Below are 13,821 nucleotides of genomic sequence, written 5' to 3'. Positions count from 1 at the left end.
TCATGGCTGAAGCAGTCTCCGACAACCTCCCCGCCAAGGCCGACGGCAAACCGCCGTTGTTTGGCCTGTCGTTCCTGGAAAACCTCTCGGAAATGACCATGCTGCGTCAGGTGGGCCTGATGGTGGGCCTGGCCGCCAGCGTGGCGATTGGTTTTGCCGTGGTGCTGTGGTCGCAGCAACCCGATTACCGCCCCCTGTACGGCAGCCTGTCGGGCATGGATTCCAAGCAGATCATGGAAACCCTCGCCGCCGCCGACATCGCCTACACCGTGGAGCCCAACTCCGGCGCCTTGCTGGTCAAGGCTGATGACGTAGCCCGCGCGCGGATGAAACTGGCCGCCGCTGGCGTGGCGCCGTCCGACAGCAACATTGGTTTTGAAATCCTCGACAAGGACCAGGGTCTGGGCACCAGCCAGTTCATGGAAGCCACCCGCTATCGTCGTGGCCTGGAAGGCGAACTGGCGCGCACCATTTCCAGCCTCAATAACGTCAAGGCCGCCCGTGTGCACCTGGCGATTCCGAAAAGCTCGGTGTTCGTGCGTGACGAACGCAAGCCCAGCGCCTCGGTCTTGGTCGAGCTGTTTGCTGGCCGCTCCCTGGAGCCTGGCCAGGTACTGGCGATCGTCAACCTGGTTGCCACCAGTGTTCCCGAATTGAGCAAGTCGCAAATCACCGTGGTGGACCAGAAGGGCAACCTGCTGTCCGACATGGCCGAAAACTCCGCGCTGACCCAGGCCGGCAAGCAGTTCGACTACAGCCGCCGCATGGAAAGCATGCTCACCCAGCGCGTGCATAACATCCTGCAACCGGTACTGGGCAACGACCGCTACAAGGCTGAAGTGTCGGCTGACGTGGACTTCAGCGCCGTCGAGTCCACCTCCGAACAGTTCAACCCGGACCAGCCGGCCCTGCGCAGCGAGCAGTCCACCAGCGAACAACGCACCGCCAGCAATGGCCCCCAAGGTGTGCCAGGCGCCCTGAGCAACCAGCCACCCGCGCCGGCCTCGGCACCGCAAACCACTGGTGGCGCCGCCGCCACGGCTGGCGCGATCCAGCCTGGCCAGCCGCTGTTGGACGCCAACGGCCAGCAGATCATGGACCCGGCCACCGGCCAGCCGATGCTTGCGCCATACCCTGCGGACAAGCGTAACCAGTCCACCAAGAACTTCGAACTCGACCGTTCCATCAGCCACACCAAGCAGCAGCAGGGCAAGATCAATCGCCTGTCGGTGTCGGTGGTGGTCGATGACCAGGTCAAGGTCAACCCTGCGGACGGCGCGGTGACCCGTGCGCCTTGGACGGCTGACGAACTGGCGCGCTTCACTCGTCTGGTGCAGGACGCTGTTGGCTTCGACGCCAGCCGTGGCGACAGCGTCAGCGTGATCAACATGCCGTTCTCCGCCGAGCGCGGTGAAGTGATCGCTGACCCGGCGTTCTACACCCAGCCGTGGTTCTGGGACATCGTCAAGCAAGTGCTGGGGGTGCTGTTCATCCTGGTGCTGGTGTTTGGTGTATTGCGCCCGGTGCTCAACAACATCACTGGCGGCGGCAAGAAGCAACTGGCGCTGGCCGGTGGCGACGTCGAGTTGGGTGGCATGGGCGGCCTGGACGGCGAACTGGCCAACGACCGCGTCAGCCTCGGCGGCCCGCAAAGCATCCTGTTGCCAAGCCCGAGCGAAGGCTATGACGCTCAGTTGAACGCAATCAAGAGTCTGGTGGCAGAAGACCCGGGCCGTGTGGCTCAGGTCGTGAAAGAGTGGATTAACGCAGATGAATGATCGAGCCGCTGTGGCCAAGCTGTCCCGGGTCGACAAAGCCGCCGTGCTGCTGCTGTCCCTGGGTGAAACCGACGCTGCCCAAGTGCTGCGCCACATGGGCCCTAAAGAGGTCCAGCGAGTGGGCGTGGCCATGGCGCAGATGCGCAATGTGCACCGCGAGCAAGTCGAGCAGGTGATGAGCGAGTTCGTCGAGATCGTCGGCGACCAGACCAGCCTGGGCGTCGGATCCGACAGCTACATTCGCAAGATGCTCACCTCGGCCCTGGGCGAAGACAAGGCCAACGGCCTGATCGACCGCATCCTGCTGGGTGGCAACACCAGCGGCCTGGATAGCCTCAAGTGGATGGAGCCGCGGGCAGTGGCCGACGTGATCCGCTACGAGCACCCGCAGATCCAGGCGATCGTGGTGGCCTACCTGGACCCGGACCAGGCCGGCGAAGTGCTTGGCCACTTCGACCATAAAGTGCGCCTGGACATCATCCTGCGTGTGTCGTCGCTGAACACTGTGCAACCGGCGGCGCTCAAAGAACTCAACACCATTCTGGAGAAGCAGTTCTCCGGCAATTCCAACGCCTCGCGCACCACCCTGGGTGGCATCAAGCGCGCAGCCGACATCATGAACTTCCTCGACAGCTCGGTCGAAGGCCAGTTGATGGACTCGATCCGCGAGATCGACGACACCCTGTCCGGCCAGATCGAAGACCTGATGTTCGTGTTCAACAACCTGGCCGATGTCGACGACCGTGGCATCCAGGCGCTGCTGCGCGAAGTGTCCTCGGACGTGCTGGTGCTGGCGCTCAAGGGCTCGGACGAAAACGTCAAAGAAAAGATCTTCAAGAACATGTCCAAGCGCGCCTCGGAGCTGTTGCGCGACGACCTGGAAGCCAAGGGCCCGGTGCGCGTCAGCGACGTGGAAACCGCCCAGAAAGAAATCCTCACCATTGCCCGCCGTATGGCCGAAGCCGGAGAAATCGTTCTCGGCGGGAAGGGCGGCGAAGAAATGATCTAAGGCGCCTTGCATGTCGACTAAAGATGAGGCGCCCAGCGATCTGATTCGCGCGCGGGATGTCGGCGGCTTCGACATCTGGTCGCTGCCCAGTTTCGACCCCCATGTGCCGGAGCCCGAGCCTGAACCGGTTGAAGAACCTCCGGCAGAGATGGAAGAAGTGCCACTGGATGAAGTCCAGCCACTGACCCTCGAAGAGTTGGAAACCATTCGCCAAGAGGCCTACAACGAAGGCTTTGCGGCGGGGGAAAAAGACGGCTTTCGCAGTACCACCCTCAAGGTTCGCCAGGAGGCCGAGGTGGCGCTGGCCGCCAGGCTGGACAGCCTGGAGCGCTTGATGGGCAACCTGTTCGACCCTATCGCCGAACAGGACTCGCAGCTGGAAAAATCCATGGTTGGCCTGGTGCAGCACATCGCGCGCCAAGTGATCCAGCGCGAACTGGTGCTCGATTCCAGCCAGATCGAAGGCGTGATGCGTGAAGCCCTCAAGCTGCTGCCCCTGGGCGTCGGCAATGTGCGGCTGTACATCAATCCGCAGGATTTCGAACAGGTCAAAGCCCTGCGCGAGCGCCATGAAGAAACCTGGCGCATCGTCGAAGACGCTTCGTTGCAGCCCGGTGGCTGCCGTGTCGAGACCGAACACAGCCGCATTGACGCGACGGTGGAAACCCGTATCAGCCAGATCATGGCCAAGTTGTTTGATCAACTGCATGAACAGGCCCTGCATCCCGCCGAGCCTGACCTGAGCGTTGACCTGGACGCCACCGATGCGCCTTGATCGCACCAGCTTCGCCAAGCGCCTGGGCAGCTACGCCGAGGCCACTGAGTTGCCGGGCCAGCCGGTCCTCGAAGGGCGCCTGTTGCGCATGGTCGGCCTGACTCTCGAAGCCGAGGGCCTTCGCGCCGCCATGGGCAGCCGCTGCCTGGTGATCAACGACAACAGCTACCACCCGGTGCAGGTCGAAGCCGAAGTGATGGGCTTTTCGGGCAGCAAGATTTTCCTGATGCCGGTCGGCAGCCTCACCGGCATTGCCCCCGGCGCCCGCGTGGTGCCGCTGGCCGACACTGGCCGCCTGCCCATGGGCATGAGCATGCTGGGCCGCGTACTCGACGGGGCCGGTCGTGCGCTGGACGGCAAGGGCGGCATGAAGGCCGAAGACTGGGTGCCGATGGACGGCCCTACCATCAACCCGCTCAAGCGCAACCCCATCAGCGTGCCGCTGGACGTGGGCATTCGCAGCATCAACGGTTTATTGACGGTCGGTCGCGGCCAGCGCCTGGGCCTGTTCGCCGGTACCGGCGTGGGTAAGTCGGTATTGCTGGGCATGATGACGCGCTTTACCGAGGCCGACATCATTGTGGTGGGGCTGATCGGCGAGCGGGGCCGCGAAGTGAAGGAGTTCATCGAGCACAGCCTCGGTGAAGAAGGGCTCAAGCGTTCTGTTGTCGTCGCTTCTCCGGCAGACGATGCACCGCTGATGCGCCTGCGTGCGGCGATGTACTGCACGCGCATCGCCGAATATTTTCGCGACAAGGGCAAGAACGTCCTGTTGCTGATGGACTCGCTCACGCGTTTCGCCCAGGCCCAGCGCGAGATCGCTTTGGCCATCGGTGAGCCGCCCGCGACCAAGGGTTACCCCCCGTCGGTATTTGCCAAGCTGCCCAAGCTGGTAGAGCGTGCCGGTAATGCCGAAGCCGGCGGCGGCTCGATCACCGCGTTCTACACCGTGTTGTCTGAAGGCGACGATCAACAGGACCCGATTGCCGACTCGGCCCGGGGTGTGCTCGACGGCCACATCGTGCTGTCGCGGCGCCTGGCGGAAGAGGGGCATTACCCAGCCATCGATATCGAAGCGTCCATCAGCCGGGTGATGCCGGCGGTGGTCACGCCGGAGCATATGGCCCGTGCCCAGCAGTTCAAGCAGCTGTGGTCGCGTTACCAGCAAAGCCGTGACCTGATCAGCGTCGGCGCCTATGTGGCCGGTGGCGACCGCGACACCGACCTGGCCATCGCCTTGCAGCCGCAACTGGTGACCTACCTGCGCCAGGGTCTCAACGACAAGATCACCATGGGCGAGAGCCAGTCGCACTTGCAGTCCATCTTCGCCCCGGCGCCGGGCGGCTAATCCATGGCCAACAGCCGCGCCGCACGCCTGGCCCCGGTGGTGGACATGGCCGAAAAGGCCGAGAAAGCCGCCGTACAGCGCCTGGGTTACTTCCAGGGCCAGGTGCGGTTGGCCCAAAGCAAGCTGGGCGACCTGGAGCGTTTTCGTGGCGAGTACCAACAACAGTGGATCGAGCGCGGCAGCCAGGGTGTTTCTGGCCAGTGGCTGATGGGGTACCAGGGCTTTCTCAATCAGCTTGAAACCGCCGTCGGCCAGCAACGCCAGAGCCTGGCCTGGCACGAGACCAACCTCGACAAAGCCCGCGAGGCTTGGCAACAGGCGTTTGCCCGGGTCGAGGGGCTGCGCAAGCTGGTGCAGCGCTACATCGACGAAGCGCGAGCCATCGAAGACAAGCGCGAGCAAAAACTGCTCGATGAATTGTCCCAGCGCCTTCCCCGCCCAGAACAGTTCTAACCGGCACCACAAATCCAGTGTGGGAGCTGGCTTGCCTGCGATGGCGGTGGTTCATTTAAAGATTCAGTGGCTGACACGCCGCCACCGCAGGCAAGCCAGCTCCCACAGTTGATTCACTGTGTTGCTCAGATGCTCTTCAACTGCTACACCTTGTGTCTAGTGCAATGACAAGGAAGCAGTCACATGTCAGTCGAGTCAGAAGTATCCCTGGACGGGAAGAAGTTGACGATCGCAATCAAGGGCCGGTTCGATTTCGGCAGCCACCAGGCGTTTCGGGAAGCCTACGAGCGTTTCTACAAGGTCCCCGAGACCTATATCGTCGACCTCAAGGATGCCACCTATATGGACAGTTCAGCCCTCGGCATGCTGCTGTTGCTACGGGATCATGCCGGTGGTGATGACGCCGAAGTCAGAGTGATCAACAGCAGCAACGACGTGCGCAAGATCCTCGCCATCTCCAACTTCGACAAACTGTTCGATATCAATTGAGCGCCCTGGCCCCTGTCCTGGAGGCGCTGACCATCCTGATCGCCGAAGACAGCGCCGCCGACCGCCTGTTGCTGGCGAGCATCATCCGCCGCCAGGGCCATCAGGCGCTGACTGTCAGCAATGGCGCCGAAGCGATTGAGGTGTTTGCCCGCGAGCGTCCGCAACTGGTGTTGATGGACGCACTGATGCCGGTCATGGATGGCTTTGAAGCCGCGCGGCAGATCAAGCAACTGGCGGGGGAGGCGCTGGTGCCGATCATCTTCCTCACGTCGCTGCGCGAAAGCGAAGCCCTGGCCCAGTGCCTGGACGCCGGCGGCGATGACTTTCTGCCCAAGCCCTATAACCCCTTGATCCTGGCGGCCAAGATCAACGCCATGGACCGCCTGCGCCGCCTGCAAGCCACGGTTTTGCAACAGCGTGACCTGATCGCCAGGCATCACGAACACCTGATGCATGAGCAGCGGGCGGCCAAGGCGGTGTTCGACAAGGTCGCCCATTCCGGTTGCATCAACGCCGCGCCGAATATCCGCTACCTGCAATCGCCTTATGCGTTGTTCAACGGTGACCTGTTGCTGGCGGCCTACACACCGTCCGGCGATATGCACGTGCTGCTAGGGGATTTCACTGGCCATGGCTTGCCGGCCGCCATCGGCGCCATGCCCCTGGCCGAGGTGTTCTACGGCATGACCGCCAAGGGCTATGGCCTCACGCAGACCCTGCGGGAAATGAACGCCAAGCTCAAGCGTATCCTGCCGGTAGACATGTTCTGCTGTGCCACCTTGCTGTGCCTGAGCGCCCAGCGGCGTGCGGTGGAGGTGTGGAACGGCGGCATGCCCGAAGGCTATGTGCATGAAGTCGCCACGGGCAGGCGCACGCCATTGATGTCGCGGCACCTGCCGTTGGGGGTGTTGTCGGCAGAGGCGTTCGATGACAGCACCGAGGTCTGGCCCATGGCGTTGGGCGACCGGGTATTCCTGCTCTCCGACGGCGTGCTGGACACCGCTGACGCCAACGATCAACTGTTCGGTGCCGAGCGCTTGCAGCAGGTGTTCGCCGCCAACCGCGAGCCCGACCGCCTGTTCGAGGACATCGAGCAGGCCCTGGCGGCCTTTCGCGGCCAGGCGCGCGATGACGTCAGCATGGTCGAGATCACGTTGCAGGCGGGCCAACCCTTGCGGGCGGCAGAACCGATGTATGCCGACAGCGGCCAGTCGTGCCCGCTGGATTGGTCGGTGAGTTTCGAATTCCGCGCCCAGACGCTCAGGACCTACAACCCGCTGCCGTACCTGCTGCAGCTGCTGTTGGAGATCCACGGCCTGCGCGAGCAGAGCGGGGCGCTTTACAGTGTGATGGCCGAGTTGTATTCCAACGCGCTGGAGCATGGCGTGCTGGGCCTGGACTCACGCCTCAAGCGCGATGCCCAAGGGTTTGCGCAGTATTATCGCCAGCGCCATGAGCGCCTGGCGCAGTTGGACAGCGGCTATGTGCGCGTGCATATGCAGGTGGTGCCCACCGACAAGGGCGGCAAACTGACCTTGCGCCTCGAAGACAGCGGGCAGGGTTTTGATGTGGAGCAAGAGCTGGCGCGCCCCGTGGACATCGACCGTCTGTCTGGCCGGGGACTGAGCCTGGTGCGTCAACTGAGCAGCGCTGTAGGCTGGTCCGATGGCGGGCGCACTGTCTGCGTGGAGTTTTGTTGGGCGGCTCTGGCATAATCCGCCGATTCTTGATCAAGGAGCGAGCAAGTGGCTGAGATTCATATGGACCCCGAGGTGTTGTCGGGTTTGCAGGAAGTCATGGAAAGCGAATACCCCACGCTGCTGGACACCTTTCTGCATGATTCTGAAGAGCGCGTGCAAGCGCTGCGCAAGGCGCGGGACGACGCCAAGACGTTGGGGCGCATCGCACACAGCTTCAAGGGCAGCAGTGGCAACTTGGGGGCGCTGCGGTTGGCAACGTTGTGTGAGCGGTTGGAGACCGAGTCCTTCAAGTCTGCTTCCGACTTGGGGGCGTTGGTGGATCAGATTGATCGTGAGTTTGCGCTGGTTCGGCCGCTTTATGAGCATGAACGGGAGCGGTTTTCTGGGGTTTGATATTTTATCGGCCTGACTTGGCCCGACTCTTGCTCTACCTCCACAGACTGCATCCCCGACCCCATGCAGTGGAGACTCTAACTTATGCCAGTCGCCCCCAATTCGCTTCTTCAGGCTGCCGCTGCGGCCAAGCCTCAAGCGCCGGCCGCCACGCCTGCGGTAGCGCCTGCGGCTCCGCGGGACAAGGGCGCTGGCTTCGCTCAAGTGTTTGCCAAGCAAGCTGCCAAGCCGCAGGCCAAGAGCGACGACGCGCCAGCCAAACCGGTGCGCGACAAGGCTTCTGATGCCAGCGCCAAACCGGCCGCCGGCGACGATAAACCTGCCGCCAGCTCGCCAGCGGTTGCCGATAGCGGCAATCCCTTGCCTGCCAAGCCGGCCAAGAGCGACGACCACGCTGACAGTGAAGGCGAGCCACCTGCCGACCCGTCCCTGGCGCTGCAACCAGTTGCCGACCCGGCGCTGGTTGCCACCGTGACGCCTGTGGCGGTGCCTGTGCCCGTACAAGCGCCTGCCGTCACGGCCGCAGATGACAACGCCCAGCCGCTCATTGCGGTAACCGAGGAGCCCAAGCAGCCAACCTTCGACCCTGAGGCCGACCCGCTGGATTCGATGCCGGCCGTGCGCCTGGCGATGGAGCAGGGCGGTCATGTCTCGGCCAGCAGCCAGGCGCCGCAGAAAGGCGCGCCCGCCACCCAGGACCAGCCGACCGCCGCGCAGAGCTTTGCCGCCGGCCTGGCCAACATGGTCGACCAGCAAGCCACCAAGGACAGCACCGACCAGGGGGGCGACAAGGCCTTCGGCGCGCTGATCGATGACGGCCTCAAGGACCTCAAGAACGCCAGCAGCGACACCCGTGTGGATGACTTCGCCAACCGCCTGGCGGCGCTGACCCAGGCGGCCACGCCGAAAACCGCGAATGCCTTGCCGCCCGTCCCCAATGCGCCCCTGGCCATGCACCAGAGCGGCTGGACCGAGGAGGTGGTCAACCGCGTGATGTATCTGTCCAGCGCCAACCTCAAGTCGGCTGAGATCCAGTTGCAGCCCGCTGAGCTGGGGCGCCTGGACATCAAGGTCAACATGACGGCGGACCAGCAGGCCCAGGTCAACTTCATGAGCGGCCATGCGGTGGTGCGTGAAGCGCTGGAAAGCCAGTCTGGCCGTTTGCGCGAGATGTTTGCCCAGCAGGGCATGGGGCAGGTGGATGTGAATGTCTCCGACCAGTCGCGGGGCCAGGACCAGCAGCAACAGCAGAGCCAGGCGCGAGGCGTCAGTAGCAGCGGCAGGCGCGCTGACAGCGGCGACGCCGGTGGCCCTGTGGATGTGGCCGAAGTGGCAGCGCCCGTGAGCCAGAGCGTGATCGGCTCCAGCGCCGTCGACTACTACGCCTGACTTCCTGCTCAAACCCGGTCAGTGGCTGATCGTTCCCACGCTCTGCGTGGGAATGCCGCCCCGGACGCTCCGCGTCCCGAAGTCGGCGATGTTTTCGACCATTGCACACGGTGACGCGAAGCGTCACAAGATGCATTCCCACGCAGAGCGTGGGAACGATCATCTTCCTGCGCCTGCCAGACAACTCTGGCATAACACTTGCTCTTGCCTTGCCATAGATCTACGAATCCCCGAATAGTGACGGATTATTGGCATGGCGAAGAGCGACGACGCAGCAACTCCCCCCGCAGGCAAAGGCAAGCTCAAGCTGATCCTGTTGATTGTGCTGGGCCTGCTCCTGGCGATCGGTGCCTCGGTGGGCGGCACCTGGTACATCATGCACAGCAGTGCGAGTAAACCGGCGCCCACCGCCGAAACTGCCACGAACGTCAAGCAACCGGCAATCTTCGAGCAGATGCTTCCGGCCTTTGTCGCCAACTACAACCAGAATGGTCGTCAACGCTACCTGCAGGTGAGCATCACCTTGCTGGCGCGCAACCAGGCGGACCTGGATGCCCTCAAGGTGCATATGCCGGTGATCCGCAACAACCTGGTGATGCTGTTCTCCGGGCAGAGCTTCGACAGCCTGGCCACGCCAGTCGGCCAGGAAATGCTGCGCCAGAAGGTCACTGCCAGCGTGCAGGAAGTGGCCCAGAAAGAACTCGGCAAAGTTGTGGTCGAGCAGGCGCTCTTCACTAACTTCGTATTGCAGTAGGATCACGACATGGCCGTGCAAGACCTGCTGTCCCAGGATGAAATCGACGCGCTGTTGCATGGCGTGGACGATGGTCTGGTACAGACCGAAATGGCTGCCGAACCCGGCAGCGTCAAAAGTTATGACCTGACCAGCCAGGATCGCATCGTGCGGGGACGCATGCCGACCCTGGAGATGATCAACGAACGCTTTGCCCGCTACACCCGCATCAGCATGTTCAACATGCTGCGCCGCTCGGCGGACGTGGCCGTGGGCGGCGTGCAGGTGATGAAGTTCGGTGAGTACGTGCACTCGCTGTACGTGCCCACCAGCCTCAACCTGGTCAAGATCAAGCCGTTGCGCGGTACCGCGCTGTTCATCCTCGACGCCAAGCTGGTGTTCAAGCTGGTGGACAACTTCTTCGGTGGCGACGGCCGTCACGCCAAGATCGAAGGCCGTGAATTCACCCCCACCGAACTGCGGGTGGTGCGCATGGTGCTGGAGCAGGCCTTCATCGACTTGAAGGAAGCCTGGCAGGCGATCATGGAGGTCAATTTCGAGTACATCAACTCGGAAGTGAACCCGGCCATGGCCAACATCGTCGGCCCCAGCGAGGCCATTGTGGTGTCGACCTTCCACATCGAACTCGATGGTGGTGGCGGCGACCTGCACGTGACCATGCCTTACTCGATGATCGAACCGGTGCGCGAAATGCTCGACGCCGGCTTCCAGTCCGACCTCGACGACCAGGACGAACGCTGGGTCAAGGCCCTGCGCGAAGACCTGCTGGACGTCGACGTGCCGCTGAGCGCCACCGTGGCCCGCCGCCAGTTGCGCCTGCGCGATATTTTGCACATGGCGCCTGGGGACATCATCCCCGTCGACTTGCCGGAAGAGCTGATCATGCGCGCCAACGGCGTGCCGTCGTTCAAGGTCAAGCTCGGTTCCCACAAGGGCAACCTGGCGCTGCAAGTGGTTGAGCCGATCAACCGCCGCTGATTCAACCCCAATTCATGATTGTTTGCTGCGCCGAGGACATGTAATGGCTACCGAACACGAAAACACTTCCGCCGAAGACCAGGCCCTGGCTGACGAGTGGGCTGCGGCCCTGGAAGAAACCGGCGATGTTGGCCAGGACGACATCGACGCGCTGCTGGCCGCCGACGCCGCCACCGCGCCGGCCGGCAACCGCCTGGCCATGGAAGAATTCGGCAGCGTGCCGAAGAACAACGACCCGGTGAGCCTCGATGGCCCGAACCTGGATGTGATCCTCGACATCCCGGTGTCGATTTCCATGGAAGTGGGCAGCACCGAAATCAACATCCGCAACCTCTTGCAGCTCAACCAGGGCTCGGTGATCGAACTGGACCGCCTGGCCGGCGAGCCATTGGACGTGCTGGTCAACGGCACCCTGATCGCCCATGGCGAAGTGGTGGTGGTCAACGAGAAGTTCGGCATCCGCCTGACCGACGTGATCAGCCCGAGCGAACGCATCAAGAAGTTGCGCTGAGATGAAGTACTCGATGGCGGGACTGTTGCTGGCGCTGCCATTGAGCGCCTTGGCGGCTGAGCCGGTGGCGCAGGTGGCTGCGGCGCCAGCGGTCGGCAGCGTCGGCGGGCAGTTGACGCAACTGGTGCTGGGCCTGTTGCTGGTGATCGGCCTGATCTTCCTGCTGGCCTGGTTGATGCGCCGCGTGCAGCGCATCGGCCCGGGCAACGGCCAGGTGATAGAGCTGGTGGGCTCGCGCGCCCTCGGCCCGCGTGATCGGCTGGTGCTGGTGCAGGTCGGCGAAGAGCAGATCCTGCTCGGCATCACCCCCGGCCGCATCACCCCGCTGCATGTACTCAAGACCCCGGTGGACGCGGTCAAGACCGAAGCCGCCACGCCAGAATTCGCCCAGCGCCTGATGGAGTTGCTGGGCAAGGATCAGAAGGATAAGAAGTAATGCGCGTTTTGTTGACGCTCATGCTGTTGCTGGCCGCACCGATGGCCCTGGGCGCCGACCCGTTGTCGATCCCGGCGATCACCCTGGGCACCAACGCGGCGGGCGCGCAGGAATATTCGGTCAGCCTGCAGATTCTGCTGATCATGACGGCGCTGAGTTTCATCCCGGCGTTCGTCATGCTGATGACCAGCTTTACGCGGATCATCATCGTCTTCTCGATCCTGCGCCAGGCCCTGGGCCTGCAGCAGACGCCATCGAACCAGATCCTCACCGGCATGGCGCTGTTTTTGACGCTGTTCATCATGGCGCCGGTGTTCGACAAGGTGAACCAGCAAGCCCTGCAACCTTATCTGGCGGAAAAGCTCACAGCCCAGGATGCCATCGACAAGGCTCAGGGCCCGATCAAGGACTTCATGCTGTCGCAAACCCGCTCCAGCGACCTTGAGCTGTTCATGCGCCTGTCCAAGCGCACCGACATCGCCACCCCGGACCAGGCGCCGCTGACCATCCTGGTACCCGCGTTCGTCACCTCCGAATTGAAGACCGCGTTCCAGATCGGTTTCATGATCTTCATCCCGTTCCTGATCATCGACTTGGTGGTAGCGAGCGTGTTGATGGCCATGGGTATGATGATGCTGTCGCCGCTGATCATCTCGTTGCCGTTCAAGATCATGCTGTTTGTGCTGGTGGACGGTTGGGCGCTGATTATTGGCACCCTGGCCGGCAGTTTCGGAGGGGTATAGCGCTATGACGCCAGAAGTCGCCGTCGACCTGTTCCGCGAAGCGCTGTGGCTGACTACCCTGATGGTCGCCGTGCTGGTGGTGCCGAGCCTGTTGGTCGGCCTGCTGGTGGCGATGTTCCAGGCGGCCACCCAGATCAACGAACAAACCCTGAGCTTCCTGCCGCGCCTGCTGGTGATGCTGGTGACCCTGATCGTTGCCGGCCCGTGGCTGGTGCAAACCTTCATGGAATACATCCTGCAGTTGTACGGCAGTATTCCGCAGTTGATCGGCTGAGCCGATGCAATCGTTGCTGGCCTTGACCGACACCCAGATCAGTACCTGGGTAGCCTCGTTCATCCTGCCGCTGTTTCGCGTCACGGCGATGCTGATGGCCATGCCGGTGTTCGGCACCACCCTGGTTCCGCGTCGTGTGCGCCTGTATTTCGCGGTGGCGATCACCGTGGTAATCGTGCCTGGCCTACCGCCGATGCCGCCGGTGAACGCTCTCGACCTGAGCGCCTTGCTGCTGATTGCCGAACAGATTCTGATCGGTGCCATGCTGGGGTTTTCCCTCATGCTGTTCTTCCAGGCTTTTGTGATCGCCGGGCAAATCATCTCGATCCAGATGGGCATGGGCTTCGCGTCCATGGTCGACCCCACCAACGGCGTGTCGGCGGCGGTGATCGGGCAGTTCCTGACCATGCTGGTGACCTTGCTGTTTCTGGCCATGAACGGTCATCTGGTGGCGTTCGAAGTCTTGACCGAAAGCTTCACCACCTTGCCGGTGGGCTCGGGGTTGGTGGTCAACCATTTCTGGGAGCTGGTGGGGCGCCTCGGCTGGGTACTGGGGGCTTCGCTGTTGCTGGTGCTGCCGGCGATCACTGCGCTGCTGGTGGTCAATATCGCCTTCGGCGTGATGACCCGTGCGGCGCCGCAACTGAATATCTTCTCGATTGGTTTCCCGCTGACCCTGGTGTTGGGTATGGGGATTTTCTGGGTCGGCCTGGCTGACATTCTCAATCAGTATCAACCGCTGGCCACCGATGCCTTGCAGTTCTTACGTGACCTGGCACGGGCGCGCTGAG

16 protein-coding genes are annotated in these 13,821 nt (G+C 62.8%); all 16 read left to right on the top strand.

Annotated features, from left to right (window positions below):
* The first annotated feature begins 2 nt into the window (after positions 1–2).
* The 16 genes from fliF (at position 3) to fliR (ending at position 13,820) form a co-directional block, all read left to right on the top strand.
* Positions 3–1,778: a flagellar basal-body MS-ring/collar protein FliF gene (gene fliF / locus AC1RAC_RS23335; protein ID WP_014719351.1), complete on the top strand. Its 1,776-nt coding sequence runs from the start codon at positions 3–5 to the stop codon at positions 1,776–1,778.
* Positions 1,771–2,787 (top strand): flagellar motor switch protein FliG, encoded by a 1,017-nt coding sequence (fliG, locus tag AC1RAC_RS23330; protein WP_003192957.1) that lies wholly within the window; start codon positions 1,771–1,773, stop codon positions 2,785–2,787. The genes fliF and fliG overlap by 8 nt, the downstream gene beginning before the upstream one ends.
* A 10-nt stretch (positions 2,788–2,797) precedes the next feature.
* Positions 2,798–3,562 carry a flagellar assembly protein FliH gene (gene fliH, locus AC1RAC_RS23325; RefSeq protein WP_096143464.1) on the top strand — a complete coding sequence of 255 codons (765 nt, stop codon included), beginning with the start codon at positions 2,798–2,800 and terminating at the stop codon, positions 3,560–3,562.
* Positions 3,552–4,910 (top strand): flagellar protein export ATPase FliI, encoded by a 1,359-nt coding sequence (gene fliI / locus AC1RAC_RS23320; RefSeq protein ID WP_034126786.1) that lies wholly within the window; start codon positions 3,552–3,554, stop codon positions 4,908–4,910. The genes fliH and fliI overlap by 11 nt, the downstream gene beginning before the upstream one ends.
* A 3-nt stretch (positions 4,911–4,913) precedes the next feature.
* A complete protein-coding gene (gene fliJ / locus AC1RAC_RS23315) occupies positions 4,914–5,363 on the top strand; it encodes a flagellar export protein FliJ (RefSeq protein WP_034126787.1) in 450 nt (149 codons plus the stop codon).
* 183 nt (positions 5,364–5,546) lie between these two features.
* Positions 5,547–5,852 (top strand): STAS domain-containing protein, encoded by a 306-nt coding sequence (locus AC1RAC_RS23310; protein ID WP_034126788.1) that lies wholly within the window; start codon positions 5,547–5,549, stop codon positions 5,850–5,852.
* Positions 5,849–7,567: an ATP-binding SpoIIE family protein phosphatase gene (locus tag AC1RAC_RS23305; protein WP_057976942.1), complete on the top strand. Its 1,719-nt coding sequence runs from the start codon at positions 5,849–5,851 to the stop codon at positions 7,565–7,567. Before AC1RAC_RS23310 ends, AC1RAC_RS23305 begins: the two co-directional genes overlap by 4 nt.
* Before the next feature lie 30 nt (positions 7,568–7,597).
* The gene (locus AC1RAC_RS23300; RefSeq protein ID WP_014719347.1) at positions 7,598–7,945 is read left to right on the top strand and encodes an Hpt domain-containing protein; all 348 of its coding nucleotides are present in this window, start codon (positions 7,598–7,600) and stop codon (positions 7,943–7,945) included.
* A gap of 84 nt (positions 7,946–8,029) precedes the next feature.
* Positions 8,030–9,334, top strand: coding sequence for a flagellar hook-length control protein FliK (locus AC1RAC_RS23295; RefSeq protein WP_492617025.1), 1,305 nt, complete (start codon positions 8,030–8,032; stop codon positions 9,332–9,334).
* Between the two features lie 253 nt (positions 9,335–9,587).
* A complete protein-coding gene (fliL, locus tag AC1RAC_RS23290; protein ID WP_019818373.1) occupies positions 9,588–10,088 on the top strand; it encodes a flagellar basal body-associated protein FliL in 501 nt (166 codons plus the stop codon).
* A gap of 9 nt (positions 10,089–10,097) precedes the next feature.
* Positions 10,098–11,066 (top strand): flagellar motor switch protein FliM, encoded by a 969-nt coding sequence (gene fliM, locus AC1RAC_RS23285; RefSeq protein ID WP_014719344.1) that lies wholly within the window; start codon positions 10,098–10,100, stop codon positions 11,064–11,066.
* Between the two features lie 43 nt (positions 11,067–11,109).
* The gene (gene fliN, locus AC1RAC_RS23280; protein ID WP_003192941.1) at positions 11,110–11,577 is read left to right on the top strand and encodes a flagellar motor switch protein FliN; all 468 of its coding nucleotides are present in this window, start codon (positions 11,110–11,112) and stop codon (positions 11,575–11,577) included.
* Position 11,578: 1 nt separating this feature from the next.
* Positions 11,579–12,013: a flagellar biosynthetic protein FliO gene (gene fliO, locus AC1RAC_RS23275; RefSeq protein WP_034126791.1), complete on the top strand. Its 435-nt coding sequence runs from the start codon at positions 11,579–11,581 to the stop codon at positions 12,011–12,013.
* A complete protein-coding gene (gene fliP, locus AC1RAC_RS23270) occupies positions 12,013–12,756 on the top strand; it encodes a flagellar type III secretion system pore protein FliP (protein ID WP_003192937.1) in 744 nt (247 codons plus the stop codon). The genes fliO and fliP overlap by 1 nt, the downstream gene beginning before the upstream one ends.
* A gap of 4 nt (positions 12,757–12,760) precedes the next feature.
* Positions 12,761–13,030, top strand: a complete 270-nt coding sequence (fliQ, locus tag AC1RAC_RS23265; RefSeq protein ID WP_003192936.1) for a flagellar biosynthesis protein FliQ — start codon at positions 12,761–12,763, stop codon at positions 13,028–13,030.
* A 4-nt stretch (positions 13,031–13,034) separates the two neighbouring features.
* A complete protein-coding gene (gene fliR / locus AC1RAC_RS23260; protein WP_034126792.1) occupies positions 13,035–13,820 on the top strand; it encodes a flagellar biosynthetic protein FliR in 786 nt (261 codons plus the stop codon).
* Position 13,821 lies beyond the last annotated feature (1 nt).

The organism is Pseudomonas sp. GW823-FHT02F05, from assembly GCF_058797315.1.
Note: the sequence above shows the minus strand (reverse complement) of the source record. Positions and strands in the feature narration are given on the sequence as shown.

What these genes read in the sequence shown, in the direction of transcription:
- fliF (WP_014719351.1), top strand. Translation starts at nt 3, where the DNA reads ATGGCTGAAGCAGTCTCCGACAACCTCCCCGCCAAGGCCGACGGCAAA.
- fliG (WP_003192957.1), top strand. Translation starts at nt 1,771, where the DNA reads ATGAATGATCGAGCCGCTGTGGCCAAGCTGTCCCGGGTCGACAAAGCC.
- fliH (WP_096143464.1), top strand. Translation starts at nt 2,798, where the DNA reads ATGTCGACTAAAGATGAGGCGCCCAGCGATCTGATTCGCGCGCGGGAT.
- fliI (WP_034126786.1), top strand. Translation starts at nt 3,552, where the DNA reads ATGCGCCTTGATCGCACCAGCTTCGCCAAGCGCCTGGGCAGCTACGCC.
- fliJ (WP_034126787.1), top strand. Translation starts at nt 4,914, where the DNA reads ATGGCCAACAGCCGCGCCGCACGCCTGGCCCCGGTGGTGGACATGGCC.
- AC1RAC_RS23310 (WP_034126788.1), top strand. Translation starts at nt 5,547, where the DNA reads ATGTCAGTCGAGTCAGAAGTATCCCTGGACGGGAAGAAGTTGACGATC.
- AC1RAC_RS23295 (WP_492617025.1), top strand. Translation starts at nt 8,030, where the DNA reads ATGCCAGTCGCCCCCAATTCGCTTCTTCAGGCTGCCGCTGCGGCCAAG.
- fliL (WP_019818373.1), top strand. Translation starts at nt 9,588, where the DNA reads ATGGCGAAGAGCGACGACGCAGCAACTCCCCCCGCAGGCAAAGGCAAG.
- fliM (WP_014719344.1), top strand. Translation starts at nt 10,098, where the DNA reads ATGGCCGTGCAAGACCTGCTGTCCCAGGATGAAATCGACGCGCTGTTG.
- fliN (WP_003192941.1), top strand. Translation starts at nt 11,110, where the DNA reads ATGGCTACCGAACACGAAAACACTTCCGCCGAAGACCAGGCCCTGGCT.
- fliO (WP_034126791.1), top strand. Translation starts at nt 11,579, where the DNA reads ATGAAGTACTCGATGGCGGGACTGTTGCTGGCGCTGCCATTGAGCGCC.
- fliP (WP_003192937.1), top strand. Translation starts at nt 12,013, where the DNA reads ATGCGCGTTTTGTTGACGCTCATGCTGTTGCTGGCCGCACCGATGGCC.
- fliQ (WP_003192936.1), top strand. Translation starts at nt 12,761, where the DNA reads ATGACGCCAGAAGTCGCCGTCGACCTGTTCCGCGAAGCGCTGTGGCTG.
- fliR (WP_034126792.1), top strand. Translation starts at nt 13,035, where the DNA reads ATGCAATCGTTGCTGGCCTTGACCGACACCCAGATCAGTACCTGGGTA.